The organism is Staphylococcus sp. AS1337, assembly GCF_051408735.1.
Lineage (GTDB): Bacteria > Bacillota > Bacilli > Staphylococcales > Staphylococcaceae > Staphylococcus > Staphylococcus xylosus_B.
Genome location: NZ_JBOIHZ010000001.1, coordinates 1 through 14567, shown reverse-complemented (window position 1 = coordinate 14567; position 14567 = coordinate 1). Strand labels below are relative to the sequence as shown.

Genomic DNA, 14567 nt, shown 5'->3' with positions numbered 1-14567 from the left:
AAGGATACTATTTGATTTATTATCTATACTTAAAATTTATTTTTCAAAATATCAAATAATGAGGTGAAGTAAATGTTAATAATGGTTGCAGTTCTTACACCAATATTACTTGTCGGCTTTATCGTGATGTCGATTTTAGAAGAAAAGAAAACCAATAAGAAAAAAGGAAAGAAAAAGTAAGCTTATTACTATAAATTAATAAGCAAAATTTGATTTCCTAATATCGAGACAAGTTGTTTAACGTGAAACATAACTTAACAGTCTTGTGGGTATGCTCCAGTTCTTGCATTGCGTAAAAGAATTTGCAATGAATAGTTTCATACGCAGTTAGCTTTAACGTGAACAATGTGTGATTTATTTTCAAGGGGGATACTTATGTAAATTTCTTATTTTTTCATAAGTACAAAAAGTAAGTGGAATTAGGCAAAGGGGGCAAAATTAAAATGCACGAAATGTTAGTTATTTTAGAGACTGTATTGTTGCCTATTTTTATTATGATTGTAATAGGGTATGTACTGCAGAAAAAATTTACATTAGATTTAAAAACATTGGCAAAGTTAAACATATACATATTTGTACCTGGATTCATATTTGTAAAATTTTATAAGACGAATTTTGAAATAAAGCTATTATTGTACATCGTATTATTCTTTATCATATACATAATTATCCTTTATGGTATTGGTAAGTTATTGGCATATTTTGGTACAAAGGATAAAGGGGAAGCAACAACATTAACGAATAGCGTATTATTTTTTAATTCTGGTAATTACGGCGTCCCGGTAAATGATTTAGTATTTAAAGGAGATCCTTTGGCGATGTCTGTTCAAGTCATTGTGCTTTCCTTACAAAATATTTTCACTTTTTCATATGGTATATTTTCAATACAAGCTGTGCATATTGGGAAACTTAAAGCGATATTAGGTTACTTTAAGATGCCTGTTTTATACGCTTTAATATTCGCGATTGTTTTGAATTATGGTAATGTCGCTATACCTAAGTTTATATGGACACCGGCAAACTATATTGCAGATGCAATGATAGCAATTGCCTTATTATTATTAGGTGCCCAAATTGCTAATATTAAATTTAGCTTTAAATGGTCAAGTTCATATGTGTTTATATTTGTGAGGCTGATTGTCGGCCCGGTAATAGCCCTTGGTATTATCAAACTGATGGGGCTTGAAGGTATCATAGCACAAGCGTTATTTATTACTTCAGCTATGCCTACATCCGTTAATAGTTCTGTTATTGCCCAGGAATATGATAATCATCCAGAACTTGCGGCCGAATTAGTCTTTTTATCAACATTACTGAGTGCGATAACCGTAGTCATCGTCATTTATATGTCGAAAATATTATTCTAACTTCAGTTTCATTATAATGTCATATTATTGGAAATTTGAAAGTTATTTCAATATGATACAGTTGTTGAATATTTAAAATCTAACAAAAGGAATCGATGATATTGAATGAAGCAGTGTTAGGTATAGATGTAGGAACAAGTTCAGTTAAAGTTATAGCCGTGAGTAAAGAAGGAGAAGTTCTAGCTAAGGTTAGCGAAGAGCTTGATATTATACAACTTCAATCTGGATATAATGAACAACAACCAGATGAATGGTTTGAGGCAACAAAGTCATGTATTAGACAAATATTAAGTAACAACGCGTTAAATGATATCTATATTCGTGCCTTATCGTTATCTGGTCAAATGCATAGTTTAGTGGCATTAGATAGCAATAATAAACCGATTCGAAATGCAATATTGTGGAATGATACTCGATCAACACATCAGTGCGCAACAATTGAACAACAATTTGGTAATTATGTGTTATCAAATCCAGTATTAGAAGGCTTTACACTAACGAAATTGCTATGGATAAAAGATAATGAGCCTAATAATTGGAACAAGATAGCAACATTCTTATTACCTAAAGATTATGTGCGGTTTAAGCTTACCGGTAAAATAAATATGGAATATTCAGATGCTTCAAGCACACTATTAATGGATCCAAAACAGAAAAATTGGTCGAAGGCAATTGGCTCACAATTTGGTATTCACGATATTTATCCTTCACTCGTATCATCCGGAGATTTTGTTGGATATGTAGAAAGTAGCCTAGCTAAATCATTAGGATTAAAAGAGGAGGTAGCTGTTTTTGCTGGTGGTGGTGATAATGCATGTGGTGCACTTGGTGCTGGCGTTATCAAATCCAACGATACATTATGCAGTATTGGGACTTCTGGTACGTTATTAACTTGTGAAGAAGGTGAAGGAAAGATGTATCGCCATAATTTGCACTATTTCAATCATGTTGTCGAAGATAAATCATATGTAATGGGTGTGACGCTTGCCGCTGGAGATAGTTTGAATTGGTTAAAAAAGCATGTATTTCCTGACTTAACTTTCAATCAAATTTTAAGTTTAGCAAGTGAATCTACAATTGGCAGTGAAGGATTGTTATTTGCACCTTATCTTTCAGGTGAGCGTACACCACATGGCGATTCCAAAATTAGAGGTAGCTTTATCGGGTTAAGTACTTTACATACAAATGCAGATATAGCTAGATCAGTAATTGAAGGTATTACTTTTTCATTGTATGAAACATTGGTATATTTACGTGGAAAAGGGAAGGACATAACGCATATTACCTCGATTGGCGGAGGTGCGAAGAATGATTTTTGGTTACAATTACAAGCTGATATATTTAATGCGAAAGTCAGTAAATTGAAATATGAGGAAGGGCCTTGCATGGGGGCTGCAATGCTAGCTATTGTCGGTTTGGGTTGGTATGAAAACATAGAAGATATAGTTAATCAATTTATTGTCTATGATAGAACCTTTTTTCCAAATAAAGCTCATCACGAACGCTATGTTGAATATTTTGAAATATATCAAGAAGTCTATCGTCAGACCAGACCTATAACAGCACGTTTGTTAGAGTTGTCTTTATAAGTGGGAAATTGCATAATAATGTCAGCTAACATTAGAAACATTTGCTACCAATGTCAAAGTGATACTTGAAAAGTAAATCATTATAAGTTAGATTGTAAGTAATCGTTAAAACATGTGAAATGAACATTTAATTTGAAAATTTAATAGATAGAAACCACTGGAAGTGCCTTTGATAAAGGCTGAGACCGAAGTAATAACTGAGGGATTCCTAGAACCTGATCCAGTTCGCACTGGCGTAGGAAAGTGGCGTTTTCTATGATAGAAGTAATCATATAACGTTATTTTTCCACCAGGGAAAATAACGTTTTTTTATTTTGGGGTGAATATATTGTTTATTGCTATTACACCATATCAAGATTTGTCTAAATCACATATTAAGCATTACTGTAAAATCGAAGGTGTTATTGATTACTTATTAATAAGAGTGCCAATGAATACTGAAGAACTAATTCAGTGGGTTCATGAATTACTAAAAAATGAGTTTCCTAAGGATAAGATTATTATTCATAGCGATATCAACGTAATCATACGATGTGACTTGTCGGCAATTCATTTTAGAGAAAGTGACCGTTCTATTGTGGAAATACAAACTCGTTATCCTAATTTACAAGTGAGTATGTCTACGCATCGTAAAGATGCTATTGCTAACGCTAAATATTTAGGGCTAGATTTTGTGTTGTTCGGACACGTATTTGAAACACCTTCTAAACCTAAACAAAAGCCTAGAGCAAAGACGGAAGTTGAAGAAGCGCTACAAATTGATATTCCGATTATTGCAATTGGAGGTATTAATCAACATACTTTATCTTCTTTACCTAATGGATTTTCAGGAATAGCCGGGATTTCTATTTTTAATAAATACTCGAAACAAAAACTCATGAATATGAAGGAAGTGTGGGAGGAACATGTATGATGTCATTATTATTGGTTCAGGAGTCATGGGCATGTCAATAGCACGTGGGTTAAGTCAGTCCTTTGCGAATATAGCTGTGATAGATAGAGACGAAGCAGGTAAGCATGCATCTTATAAAGCAGGTGGGATGTTAGGCGCGCAAAATGAATTTACCGAAAACAGTGCTTTATTTAGTTTGGCAACAACTTCTCAAAAGATGTTCAAACCTCTAAGAGACAGTTTGTTTGAAGAGGTTGGCGTGGATATTGAGTATTTAAATAGTGGATTAATAAAATTGGCTACGAATCATTATGATAATAAAAAAATCGAACAACAATATCAATTCTTGAGACAACATTTTACATCTGTAGAACATCTTAGCCCGACTGATGTTCAGCATATGTCCAACGGGGTCATTACTTCAAAACACACAAATGGTATTTATATGGCTGAAGATAATCAAATTAATGCAAACCGCTATACCAAAGCGTTGTTGAAGTCGCTATCATATCGACATATAGATAGAATATACCAAACAACTGTAACCCATATTGAAGCCGAAAAAGGCGGCTACCGTGTGGAGACACAAAGTGGAACTTATTATACTGAAAAGTTAATTGTCACGGGTGGTGCTTGGACAAGCACACTTTTACCGCAATATTTACCTTGTGAAGCGGTTAGTGGTGTAAAGGGAGAAGTACTATTGATAGAACAACCCGATTTGAATTTGGGCGTTACCATGTTCCTGACAAATGGTTGCTATGTCGTCCCTAAATTAAAGAATAGATATTTAGTCGGTGCAACAAGTTACTTTGATGACTACTCAGTTGGGGTGTCTAATGCAGGGAAATCATGGCTTAAGTCACAAGCTTTGCGCTATATACCTGATTTGAAAAATGGAAAAATCATAAACCAATGGTCAGGTATACGACCTTATTGTCAAAATGAACAGCCTATTATGGATGAAGTGGATAAAGACTTATTTGTCATTACTGGCCATTATCGCAATGGAATTCTACTATCACCTTTAATAGGCGAGTTGATGAGTCAATGGGTTATTAATGGCCATAGGCCAAAACAATTATATGATTTTCAGATTAGGAGAGGTGAAAGAAATGAAATGTAAGATTAATGGCGATGTATTTAACTTTGAACAACCAATTAATATACAAGAAATAATTCAATCATTAGGACTGGATGAAACACGTATTATTGTAGAGCATAATGAGACACTAATTAAACGTGAACAATTTGCAACAAGGTTAGTCAATGATGAGGATAAATTAGAATTACTAGAATTTGTAGGAGGCGGATAATATGTTTAAAATAGGAAATTTCACATTAAATTCAAGGTTGTTGTTGGGGACAGGTAAATTTGAAAGTGAGCAAATACAGACAGAATCAATTCAAGCTTCAGAAACTGAAGTATTAACATTTGCTGTCAGAAGAATGAATTTATATGACAAAAATTTACCTAACCCATTGGCCAAAGTAGATTTATCAAAATTTGTTACTTTCCCTAATACTGCAGGTGCTAAAAATGCTAGTGAAGCTGTAAGGATTGCCGAAATAGCAAATCATGCAGGAGTCTGTGACATGATTAAAGTAGAGGTCATTGGTGATGACGAAACATTATTGCCAGACCCATTAGAAACATATGAAGCATGTAAAGTGTTGTTGGAAAAAGGTTATACGGTCTGTCCATATATTTCAAATGATGTCGTATTAGCTAAGCGCTTAGAATCACTTGGTGTACACGCGATAATGCCACTTGCATCACCTATAGGGACAGGTAGAGGTATTAACAACCCATTAAATTTACGCTATATCATAGAACGCACAAATGTGCCCATCATAGTTGATGCGGGTATTGGTTCCCCTAAAGATGCTTGTCATGCGATGGAATTAGGTGCTGATGGTATTTTACTTAATACGGCAATATCAAGTGCAGCGGATCCTGTGAAAATGGCAGAAGCAATGAATAAAGGGATTACTGCCGGAAGATTGAGTTATGAAGCAGGAAGAATACCTGTGAAGTATACGGCACAAGCATCGAGTCCAACTAAAGGTATTGGATTCTTATGATAGAACGGTACAATCGACAGGTAAGATATCATCAGTTTGGTGAGCAAGGTCAAAGCCAACTTCAAAAAACTCATGTCATGATTATGGGTGCAGGTGCACTTGGTAGTCACAGTGCAGAAATGTTAGTAAGGATGGGGGTAGGATCACTTACTGTAATCGATATGGATATTGTTGAATTATCCAATTTACATAGACAGGCGTTATATGATGAGTTGGATGCGGAACAAATGTTACCTAAAGTTGAAGCATTAAAGCATAAGTTGAATCAAATCAATAGCAACGTACAAGTAACAACAATAGATCGAGAAATAACAAATTTAAATATAGAAAATCTATTAACGGCATATCATCCGGATATTGTTATAGATGGTATGGACCATTTTAAAATAAGATATTTAATCAATGAATCTTGTAATAAGCAAAGTATACCTTGGATTTATGGTGCTGCAGTTGGTAGTAAAGGTACTGTTTATGGTATCGATAATCAAGGACCATGTTTGAAATGTCTACTTGAAACAATGCCAAGTACTGGTGAAAGTTGTGCAATAAATGGTGTGCTACCACCAGTGATTTATCAAGTAGCTAGTATGCAAATTTCCGAGCTAATGAGATGGGTCTCTGGCGAAGCATTTTCAAAAAAACTTATAACTATAGATTGTTTTAATATGCAATATAAGTCAATGGATATTAGTGCTTTAACACAAAGTGATTGTAATGTTTGTGTGAAGCATGAGTATGAATTATTAAATGATAAATACGACACCAAGATAGAGAAGCAATGCGGAGATATGTTCTTGTTACGCTTTAACGCCGACATTTTTAACCATATTGATTATTTACCAGTTACTGTGAAAAAAACTAATGACTTTGTGAAACTATTGGCGTATGAGGCTCATGAAATCACACTGTTCAAAGATGGAAGAATGCATGTCTATGGTACTGAAAATGAGGAGGAAGCTAAGAAAATTTATAGAGAAATTGTAAAGAGTTTGAGTTGAATATAAAATAATTTAAAACACTGATTAGACAATAGGATGATTAACTATTGTGTAGTCAGTGTTTTTTATATTTTTAGATTGTTAATATAGATGTTTTGAAAATGTAATTAAAGTTCACAAATACTTTGAAAAGATTTTACAAATTTGTGAACTGCTTATTTATACATTGAAACACTATATATTGTGTTATAAATTTAAATAAAACACAACATATAGAAAAGAGGGGTAAAATGAATAAACTCGAACAAGATTTAAAGAATTTAATAACTAAAGATCCTACAGTGATAAATGAAAATGCCAATAAGGATAGCGCTACATTTTCGACGATGAGAGATTTAACAGCCGGTGTAGTATCTAAATCATATGCGTTAAATCATTTATTACCAGAACATATCGCAACAGCTCATAAAGAAGGGGACATACATTTTCATGATTTAGATTATCATCCATTTCAACCGCTTACGAATTGTTGCTTAATAGATGCAGAAAGTATGCTCAAGAATGGTTTTCAAATTGGTAACGCAACTGTGACTTCACCTAAATCAATTCAAACAGCTTCTGCCCAACTTGTACAAATCATTGCCAATGTTTCTAGTAGCCAATATGGAGGGTGTACAATTGATCGGGTTGATGAATTACTGAGCCATTACGTTCAATATAATGAAGCTAAGCATCGAGAATTGGCTGAAAAATTTGTGACACCACAAGACATAGAAACTTATGTTGATTATCGAGTTTCACAAGATATCGAAGATGCTATAGAAAGTTTAGAATATGAAATTAACACATTGTATACATCAAATGGTCAAACACCTTTTGTAACATTAGGATTTGGATTAGGAACAGATACATATAGCCGTAAAATCCAACAAGCAATTCTTAACACTAGAATCAAAGGTTTGGGTAAAGATCGTATTACTGCCATCTTCCCAAAACTTGTATTTTCAATTAAAAAAGGTGTGAATTTTAGTTCGAAAGATCCGAATTATGATATAAAACAATTAGCATTAGAGTGCTCTACTAAAAGAATGTATCCTGATATTTTGAATTATGATAAAACGGTCGAAATATTAGGTGATTTTAAAGCTCCGATGGGTTGTCGTTCATTTTTGCCAGCTTGGAAGAACGAAATTGGAGAATTTGAGAATAATGGAAGATGTAATTTAGGTGTTGTGACATTAAATGTGCCTAGAATAGCAATTGAATCTAATGATGACATTGAAATGTTTTGGAAGATATTCCATGAACGAATGGCACTAATGCATGATGCTCTCGTCTATCGAATTCAACGCATTTCCGAAGTAACACCTAATAATGCACCTATTTTATATAAAAATGGTGCATTTAAACATCGTTTAACGGATAAAGAAGATATTATGACATTGTTAAAAGGAAAACGAGCTACTTTATCTATGGGATATATCGGTTTGTATGAAGCGGCTACAGTGTTTTATGGTCCTAATTGGGAAACACAGTCTATAGCTAAAAAATTTACATTAGATATATTAAAAGCAATGAAAGTTTACCAACTGAAATGGACTGAACAATATGATGTTTGGTTCAGCGTTTATAGCACACCAAGTGAGTCTCTAACCGATCGTTTTTGTAGACTCGATATGGAAAAATATGGTGAAATACCGAACGTCACTGACAAAGGATATTATCAGAATTCATTCCACTATGATGTAAGAAAAGATATTACACCATTTGAGAAAATTGATTTTGAAAAGGAATATCCTTTTTATGCAAGTGGTGGTTACATCCATTACTGTGAATATCCGAAATTAAATCATAATTTAAAAGCATTAGAAGCGGTATGGGATTATTCATATGATAAGGTAAGTTATTTAGGCACGAATATTCCGATTGATCATTGTAGGGAATGTGACTTTAAAGGTGATTTTAAAACTACAACAACAGGCTATCAATGTTCTGAGTGTGGTAATTATGATCCTACTACAGTTGATGTAGTGAAACGTACATGTGGGTATCTTGGTAATCCAGTCCAACGTCCTACGATTGAAGGAAGACATAAAGAAATGTGTGCTCGAGTGAAACATCTGAAAGAACAAACACTATGACAATATTAAATATTAAAAGAGGACAAGGTTACATTGCCAAAATTGAGTCACAAAGTTTTGTTGATGGAGAAGGTGTCAGATGTAGTTTATATGTCTCAGGATGTCCATTTGCCTGTGAAAATTGTTATAACAAAGTGGCGCAAAACTTTAGATATGGTGAAAGATTTAACGATTTAATCTTGGAAGAAATATTAGGAAACTGTGAACCTGATTATATTTCTGGGTTAAGTATCTTAGGTGGAGAACCATTTTGTAATTTAGACATTACATTAAAGTGCGCCCAAGCATTTAGGGAAAAATTTGGGTGTTCAAAAACATTATGGGTTTGGACAGGCTTTTTATTTGAATATTTAATGGAAGATAAAGGTGAAAGAAATGAGTTACTTAATCATATAGATGTGCTCGTAGACGGTCCTTTTATTAACCATTTATATCAACCTAACCTACCATATAAAGGTTCTTTGAATCAACGAGTAATTGACGTAAAAGCATCTTTATCACAAACACGAGTACGAGAACTGCAATTAACATAATTTAAAGTAGAAAAAAGGTTGATATAAATAATCTCATAACTAAGACTACCAACCTAACAAAGCAGTTCATTATTATCAAAGCGTGTCTATTAGTTCATTAAAGTATATTTAGAGCGAAAATGTATCGGACTTTTCACTTATATTCAGACTTAAAGGGATGGGACAACAAATTATTTTTGAAAAAAGGTGATTTCTGTCTCGTCCCTAATATTATCATTTTAGTGAAAGCCGTTACACAGTGAAAGTTTGTTTTAAGTATTAGCTTTTCATAAGTGCATGTATATCACAAGCGAATTACTATTAATATAAAGCATAATTAACTAAAATGAATATTGATGAAAGATACAAAGTAATTAATTTCTGACATAGAGAAGGTTGAAAGGAGCGGATTAATCATGTGCACTGGTTTTTCATATTTATCGAAAAGTAACCAGGTGATATTAGGACGTACTATGGATTTTGTTTATCAATTAAAAGGAAACCCTGCTGTACAACCACGTCATTTTTATTGGGAATCACGCGTAGCATATAAAGGTAAAACAAAGTATGGTTTTGTTGGATCGGGTAGTGATATGGAAGGATTCTTATTTGCAGACGGTGTCAATGAACATGGTCTCGGTGCTTCAATACAGTATTTTAGAGGATATGCAACATATGCCACAGATGTACGAGAGGGGTATATGAATATTGCTCAAAGTGAAGTAATTACGTGGGTGTTGGGTTACAATCGAAATATTGAAGATTTAATAGAAAATGCTAAATCCGTAAATGTTGTCGCACACACACTCAATGATATAGCTGAAGTTCCTCCATTACATTATCATATTACTGATGATTCAGGTAGAACGATTGAACTAACTTTTAAAGATGGTACTATGATCGTAAATGAAAATCCAGTAGGAGTCTTAACTAACAATCCAGATTTGAATTGGCACTATGAAAATTTGAGGAATTATATAAATATTACGCCACAACGCCCTCAAGCAAGCCAACTAATGAATACTATTTTCCCAACGCTAGGAAATGAAGGTGGAACGTACGGATTACCTGGTGGATACACTTCGGCGGAACGTTTTGTTCGAATGGCTTACTTAAAAAATAATTTAGAAGAAACAAGTAATGCAGAAGAAGATGTACTCAATGCATTTAAACTTTTAGAAATTGTTAGTATACCTAAAGGTGCAGTTAGAGACGAAGAAGCGGCACTACATTATACTTTGTATCAAACAGTCCTAAATTTAACTACACGCACAATGTACATTAAATGGTATGAGTCAAATCAGATTACAGAATTACAACTCACAGAAAATTTATTAAATAAAGAAGAGTTAACGATATTCGAACCAGTTTCGGGTTTAGTAACAAATAAATTAATCGACTAATATAATTTAGAATAAAGCTGATATATTAGCATGGAAAGCACATTCCAATTTAATTGGGGTGTGTTTTGTTGTTTAATTCCATATTTTTACTTTAAAGTTCCAAATTTTTACTGAATTCTTAACAAGTATAGTGCTCCTTTTTAAAAATAAATATTATTGTTAATAGCATGGATATTATCAACAAAGGAGAATAAGACATCTATGAGATTACTCAAAGAATATATTGCTAAAAGAAATAATAAGTATTCTATTCGAAAATTCACTGTGGGAACTGCGTCGGTTTTAGTAGGATCAGTTCTTTTTATCAATCAAGACAGTGAGGCAGAAGCAGATATGGTAAATGACAAAGAAACCATTGAAGCACAAAATAACGTTGAAGAGCAAGTTGTTTCAGAAGAAAAACATTTTGATTTAGAGAAAATTGGAGAAAAACATTCTAAAGAAGCTCAAATTGACGAAAATAATTCAAATGTTGTAAATCAAAAAAAATCGAAAATTGAAGAGACAAATAAAGCAATACAAGAAGATGAGCAAATCCCTTTTAATAATGAAGTGAAAGCAGAAGAAGGACAAAAGCAAAATGAAATTTCAAATAAAGTAGATGAGATAACAGACTATAATTTTGAAAAAGAGCATATAAATAAGCAAGAAAATAAAATAACTGAACAAAATAAAACAACTATGTCATCACATGAAAAATCTTCTGACACAAATATAGATAATTCTACATCTATAAAAGAAAAGCAATCTACATTAGAGCAAAAAGTTGGAAACGTTAACCAAATTAAAAACAATAGTGTTGAAGAACAAAAATTTGTTGATAATGACAAACAAAACAAAGCTCCTGTAGTTACAAAGAAAGTAGAAAGTAACAGGGATACTATTCAAAGTAATAGCTTAAATATAATAGATTTAAATAATGAAACAAAAGAGTCAACTAATAATAAGCCTAAATCAAGAGTGGCAAGGAGCTTGAATAGTTCATCTTACAATAATCGTTTCAAAGATAGACGTTACAGTGCGAGATTGAGTTATAATTCTGTACATGCAGGTGACTATATTACAAAAGCTATAAGAGAAGTTGAAAAAAATAGAAACGAATTAACTGAAGAAGAAAGAAAATTATTCATGAGAAATATCATTCGACAAACTTCACTTAAGAATAATAAGAGCGTTTATAATAATGTCTATAGAGGCATATACTCAGAACTTGGAAATAGAACAATTAATGCTTCTCAAGCAGACAAAATCAATGAATTATTATCTAAAATGAAAGATTTAACTTTTAATAGAGACAATAATGATTATCGCGCTGTTTATACATTTACGGACCAATCAGATGTAACTAAAAACCATTTTGGTATCGTAGAAGATGATATTTTTTATAATGACGGTGAGGTACTAATTGCAACAATGGTTTTATCGAAAGAAAAAGGTAGAGGTACCTATCGATTTGAGAATTATGCTATAAGACCTAACGCAAGTCTTAGTAAAAAAATAAAAAAAGTTTTCGCTGTATATAATGGTAGACAAAGAGTGTTATTACAACAAGACCATCTGGGATACTATTCATATACTCGTCCAGATAGCGGATCCAACGGTAATCCAAACACTGGAGGTGGTTCTGGCGGTCGAGTTGAATTTGTTATATCGTTTGACGCTAGTTACTATATAGATGTTAAACAAGATAAATTATTTGGATATATATTAAGTGATACATTAGATACAAATGTCTTTAGAGGAGTCAATATTACGAATCAATCTGTGGATATTGATGATGTAGCAAGAAGAATTAATGGAGCTCTAGTTAAAGCTAAAAAACAAAAGGCAGAAGAAGCAATCCAATCTGCAGAACAAGCAAAAAAATACGCTGAACAACAGATAGCAGAAGTAACAGCTGATGGAGCGGTAAATCCTGCTGAAAAACAAAAAATTGATGAAGCAATTACAGCTTTGGAAGAAGCAAAAAAAATAGCTATAACCAAACTTGATAGCGTGTTAGAGGGCACAGCAGATAAAGGTGATCTTCAAAGTAGGATAGATGAAATCCCTACATTAATTTCCCCAGAAGTGAATGATTTAGATAGTAATGGTGTAGTAGATACTGTTCAATTGGCTGAAGCTGCTCAAGCTGTACAGGCTGCTGAAGAAGCAAAACGAATTTTAGATCAAAAGTTTGAAGAAGCAACAAGTGATGGTTTAGTAAATCCAAATGAACAAACTGCTATTAATCAACTAAATAAAGCGTTCAAAGTGGCTAAAAGCATAGCGAGTGACAAACTTAAAAATGTACCTAATGGTATAAAAGGTAAAAACGAGCTTCAAAATAAATTAGATCAAATGAATGAAGTGACAATACCTGAAATCAACGACCAAGATAGCAATGGCGTGTTAGATACAGAGCAATTAAATGAAGCGCAACAAGCCATCGAAGCAGCCGAACAAGCTAAACAAGCCGTAGATAACAAGTTATCTGAGATCACAGCAGATGGATTAGTCAACCCAACTGAAAAAGCAGAGCTAGATAAATTAGTTGAGGCGCTAGAAACAGCTAAGACAAACGCAACAGAGAAATTGAATAACGTACCGAATGGTACAGCAGGTAAGGATACGTTACAAAGTCGCCTAGAACAAATCGGTTCAGTAACGTCGCCAGAAGTGAACGACCAAGATAGCAATGGTGTCTTAGATACAATCCAATTATCAGATGCGGAGCAAGCGATCGAAGCAGTAGAACAAGCTAAAGTAGCTGCGAATAACAAGTTGTCTGAGATTACAGCAGATGGGTTAGTCAATCCAACTGAAAAAGCAGAGCTAGATAAATTAGTTGAGGCTCTAGAAACAGCTAAGACAAACGCAACAGAGAAATTGAATAACGTACCGAATGGTACAACAGGAAAAGACGCGTTACAAAGTCGCTTAGATCAAATAGGATCAGTTACATCACCAGAAGTAAATGACCAAGATAGCAACGGGGTCTTAGATACAGAACAATTATCAGATGCGCAACAAGCGATTGAAGCAGCCGAACAAGCTAAAGTAGCTGCGAATAACAAGCTATCTGAGATCACATCGGATGGCTTAATCAATCCACCTGAAAAAGCAGAATTAGATAAATTAATTGAGGCGCTAGAAACAGCTAAGGCAAACGCAACAGAGAAATTGAATAATGTACCGAATGGTACAACAGGAAAAGATGCGTTACAAAGTCGCTTAAATCAAATCGGTTCAGTTACATCACCAGAAGTAAATGACCAAGATAGCAACGGGGTCTTAGATACAGAACAATTATCGGAAGCGCAACAAGCCATCGAGGCATTAGAACAAGCTAAACAAGCCGCAGATAACAAGTTATCTGAGATCACATCGGATGGCTTAATCAACCCAACTGAAAAAACAGAGTTAGATAAATTAATTGAGGCGCTAGAAACAGCTAAAACAAACGCAGCAGAGAAATTGAATAACGTACCGAATGGTACAGCAGGTAAGGATGCGTTACAAAGCCGTTTAGATCAAATAGGTTCAGTAATGTCGCCAGAAGTGAACGATCAAGATAGCAACGGGGTCTTAGATACAGAACAATTATCGGAAGCGCAACAAGCCATCGAGGCATTAGAACAAGCTAAACAAGCCGCAGATA

General features: G+C 33.7%; 11 protein-coding genes and 1 riboswitch. All 11 genes read left to right on the top strand.

Features of this window, described 5'->3' with window-relative positions:
* Positions 1 to 443 precede the first annotated feature (443 nt).
* Entirely contained in the window at positions 444 to 1367 is a 924-nt protein-coding gene (locus ACSUE0_RS00055) for an AEC family transporter (protein ID WP_119613764.1), read from the top strand.
* Positions 1368 to 1468: 101 nt separating this feature from the next.
* Positions 1469 to 2956: a xylulokinase gene (xylB, locus tag ACSUE0_RS00050; RefSeq protein ID WP_119613763.1), complete on the top strand. Its 1488-nt coding sequence runs from the start codon at positions 1469 to 1471 to the stop codon at positions 2954 to 2956.
* Between the two features lie 149 nt (positions 2957 to 3105).
* Positions 3106 to 3215: riboswitch (TPP riboswitch) on the top strand.
* A 69-nt stretch (positions 3216 to 3284) separates the two neighbouring features.
* Entirely contained in the window at positions 3285 to 3869 is a 585-nt protein-coding gene (locus ACSUE0_RS00045) for a thiamine phosphate synthase (protein ID WP_119613762.1), read from the top strand.
* Positions 3862 to 4974 carry an NAD(P)/FAD-dependent oxidoreductase gene (locus ACSUE0_RS00040; protein WP_119613761.1) on the top strand — a complete coding sequence of 371 codons (1113 nt, stop codon included), beginning with the start codon at positions 3862 to 3864 and terminating at the stop codon, positions 4972 to 4974. The genes ACSUE0_RS00045 and ACSUE0_RS00040 overlap by 8 nt, the downstream gene beginning before the upstream one ends.
* Positions 4964 to 5164 (top strand): sulfur carrier protein ThiS, encoded by a 201-nt coding sequence (gene thiS, locus ACSUE0_RS00035; RefSeq protein WP_119613760.1) that lies wholly within the window; start codon positions 4964 to 4966, stop codon positions 5162 to 5164. Before ACSUE0_RS00040 ends, thiS begins: the two co-directional genes overlap by 11 nt.
* A gap of 1 nt (position 5165) precedes the next feature.
* On the top strand, positions 5166 to 5933 hold the full coding sequence (locus tag ACSUE0_RS00030; RefSeq protein ID WP_107552039.1) for a thiazole synthase: 768 nt from the start codon (positions 5166 to 5168) through the stop codon (positions 5931 to 5933).
* Entirely contained in the window at positions 5933 to 6931 is a 999-nt protein-coding gene (locus ACSUE0_RS00025; protein WP_182475147.1) for a ThiF family adenylyltransferase, read from the top strand. Before ACSUE0_RS00030 ends, ACSUE0_RS00025 begins: the two co-directional genes overlap by 1 nt.
* A gap of 212 nt (positions 6932 to 7143) precedes the next feature.
* On the top strand, positions 7144 to 9012 hold the full coding sequence (nrdD, locus tag ACSUE0_RS00020; protein ID WP_436955975.1) for an anaerobic ribonucleoside-triphosphate reductase: 1869 nt from the start codon (positions 7144 to 7146) through the stop codon (positions 9010 to 9012).
* Positions 9009 to 9545 (top strand): anaerobic ribonucleoside-triphosphate reductase activating protein, encoded by a 537-nt coding sequence (gene nrdG / locus ACSUE0_RS00015; protein WP_436955450.1) that lies wholly within the window; start codon positions 9009 to 9011, stop codon positions 9543 to 9545. Before nrdD ends, nrdG begins: the two co-directional genes overlap by 4 nt.
* Before the next feature lie 395 nt (positions 9546 to 9940).
* Complete coding sequence (locus ACSUE0_RS00010; protein ID WP_119613757.1) at positions 9941 to 10927, top strand: choloylglycine hydrolase family protein; 987 nt, start codon at positions 9941 to 9943, stop codon at positions 10925 to 10927.
* A 201-nt stretch (positions 10928 to 11128) separates the two neighbouring features.
* Positions 11129 to 14567 (top strand): GA-like domain-containing protein (locus ACSUE0_RS00005; RefSeq protein ID WP_436955448.1); only part of this gene is annotated, 3439 nt, incomplete at its 3' end.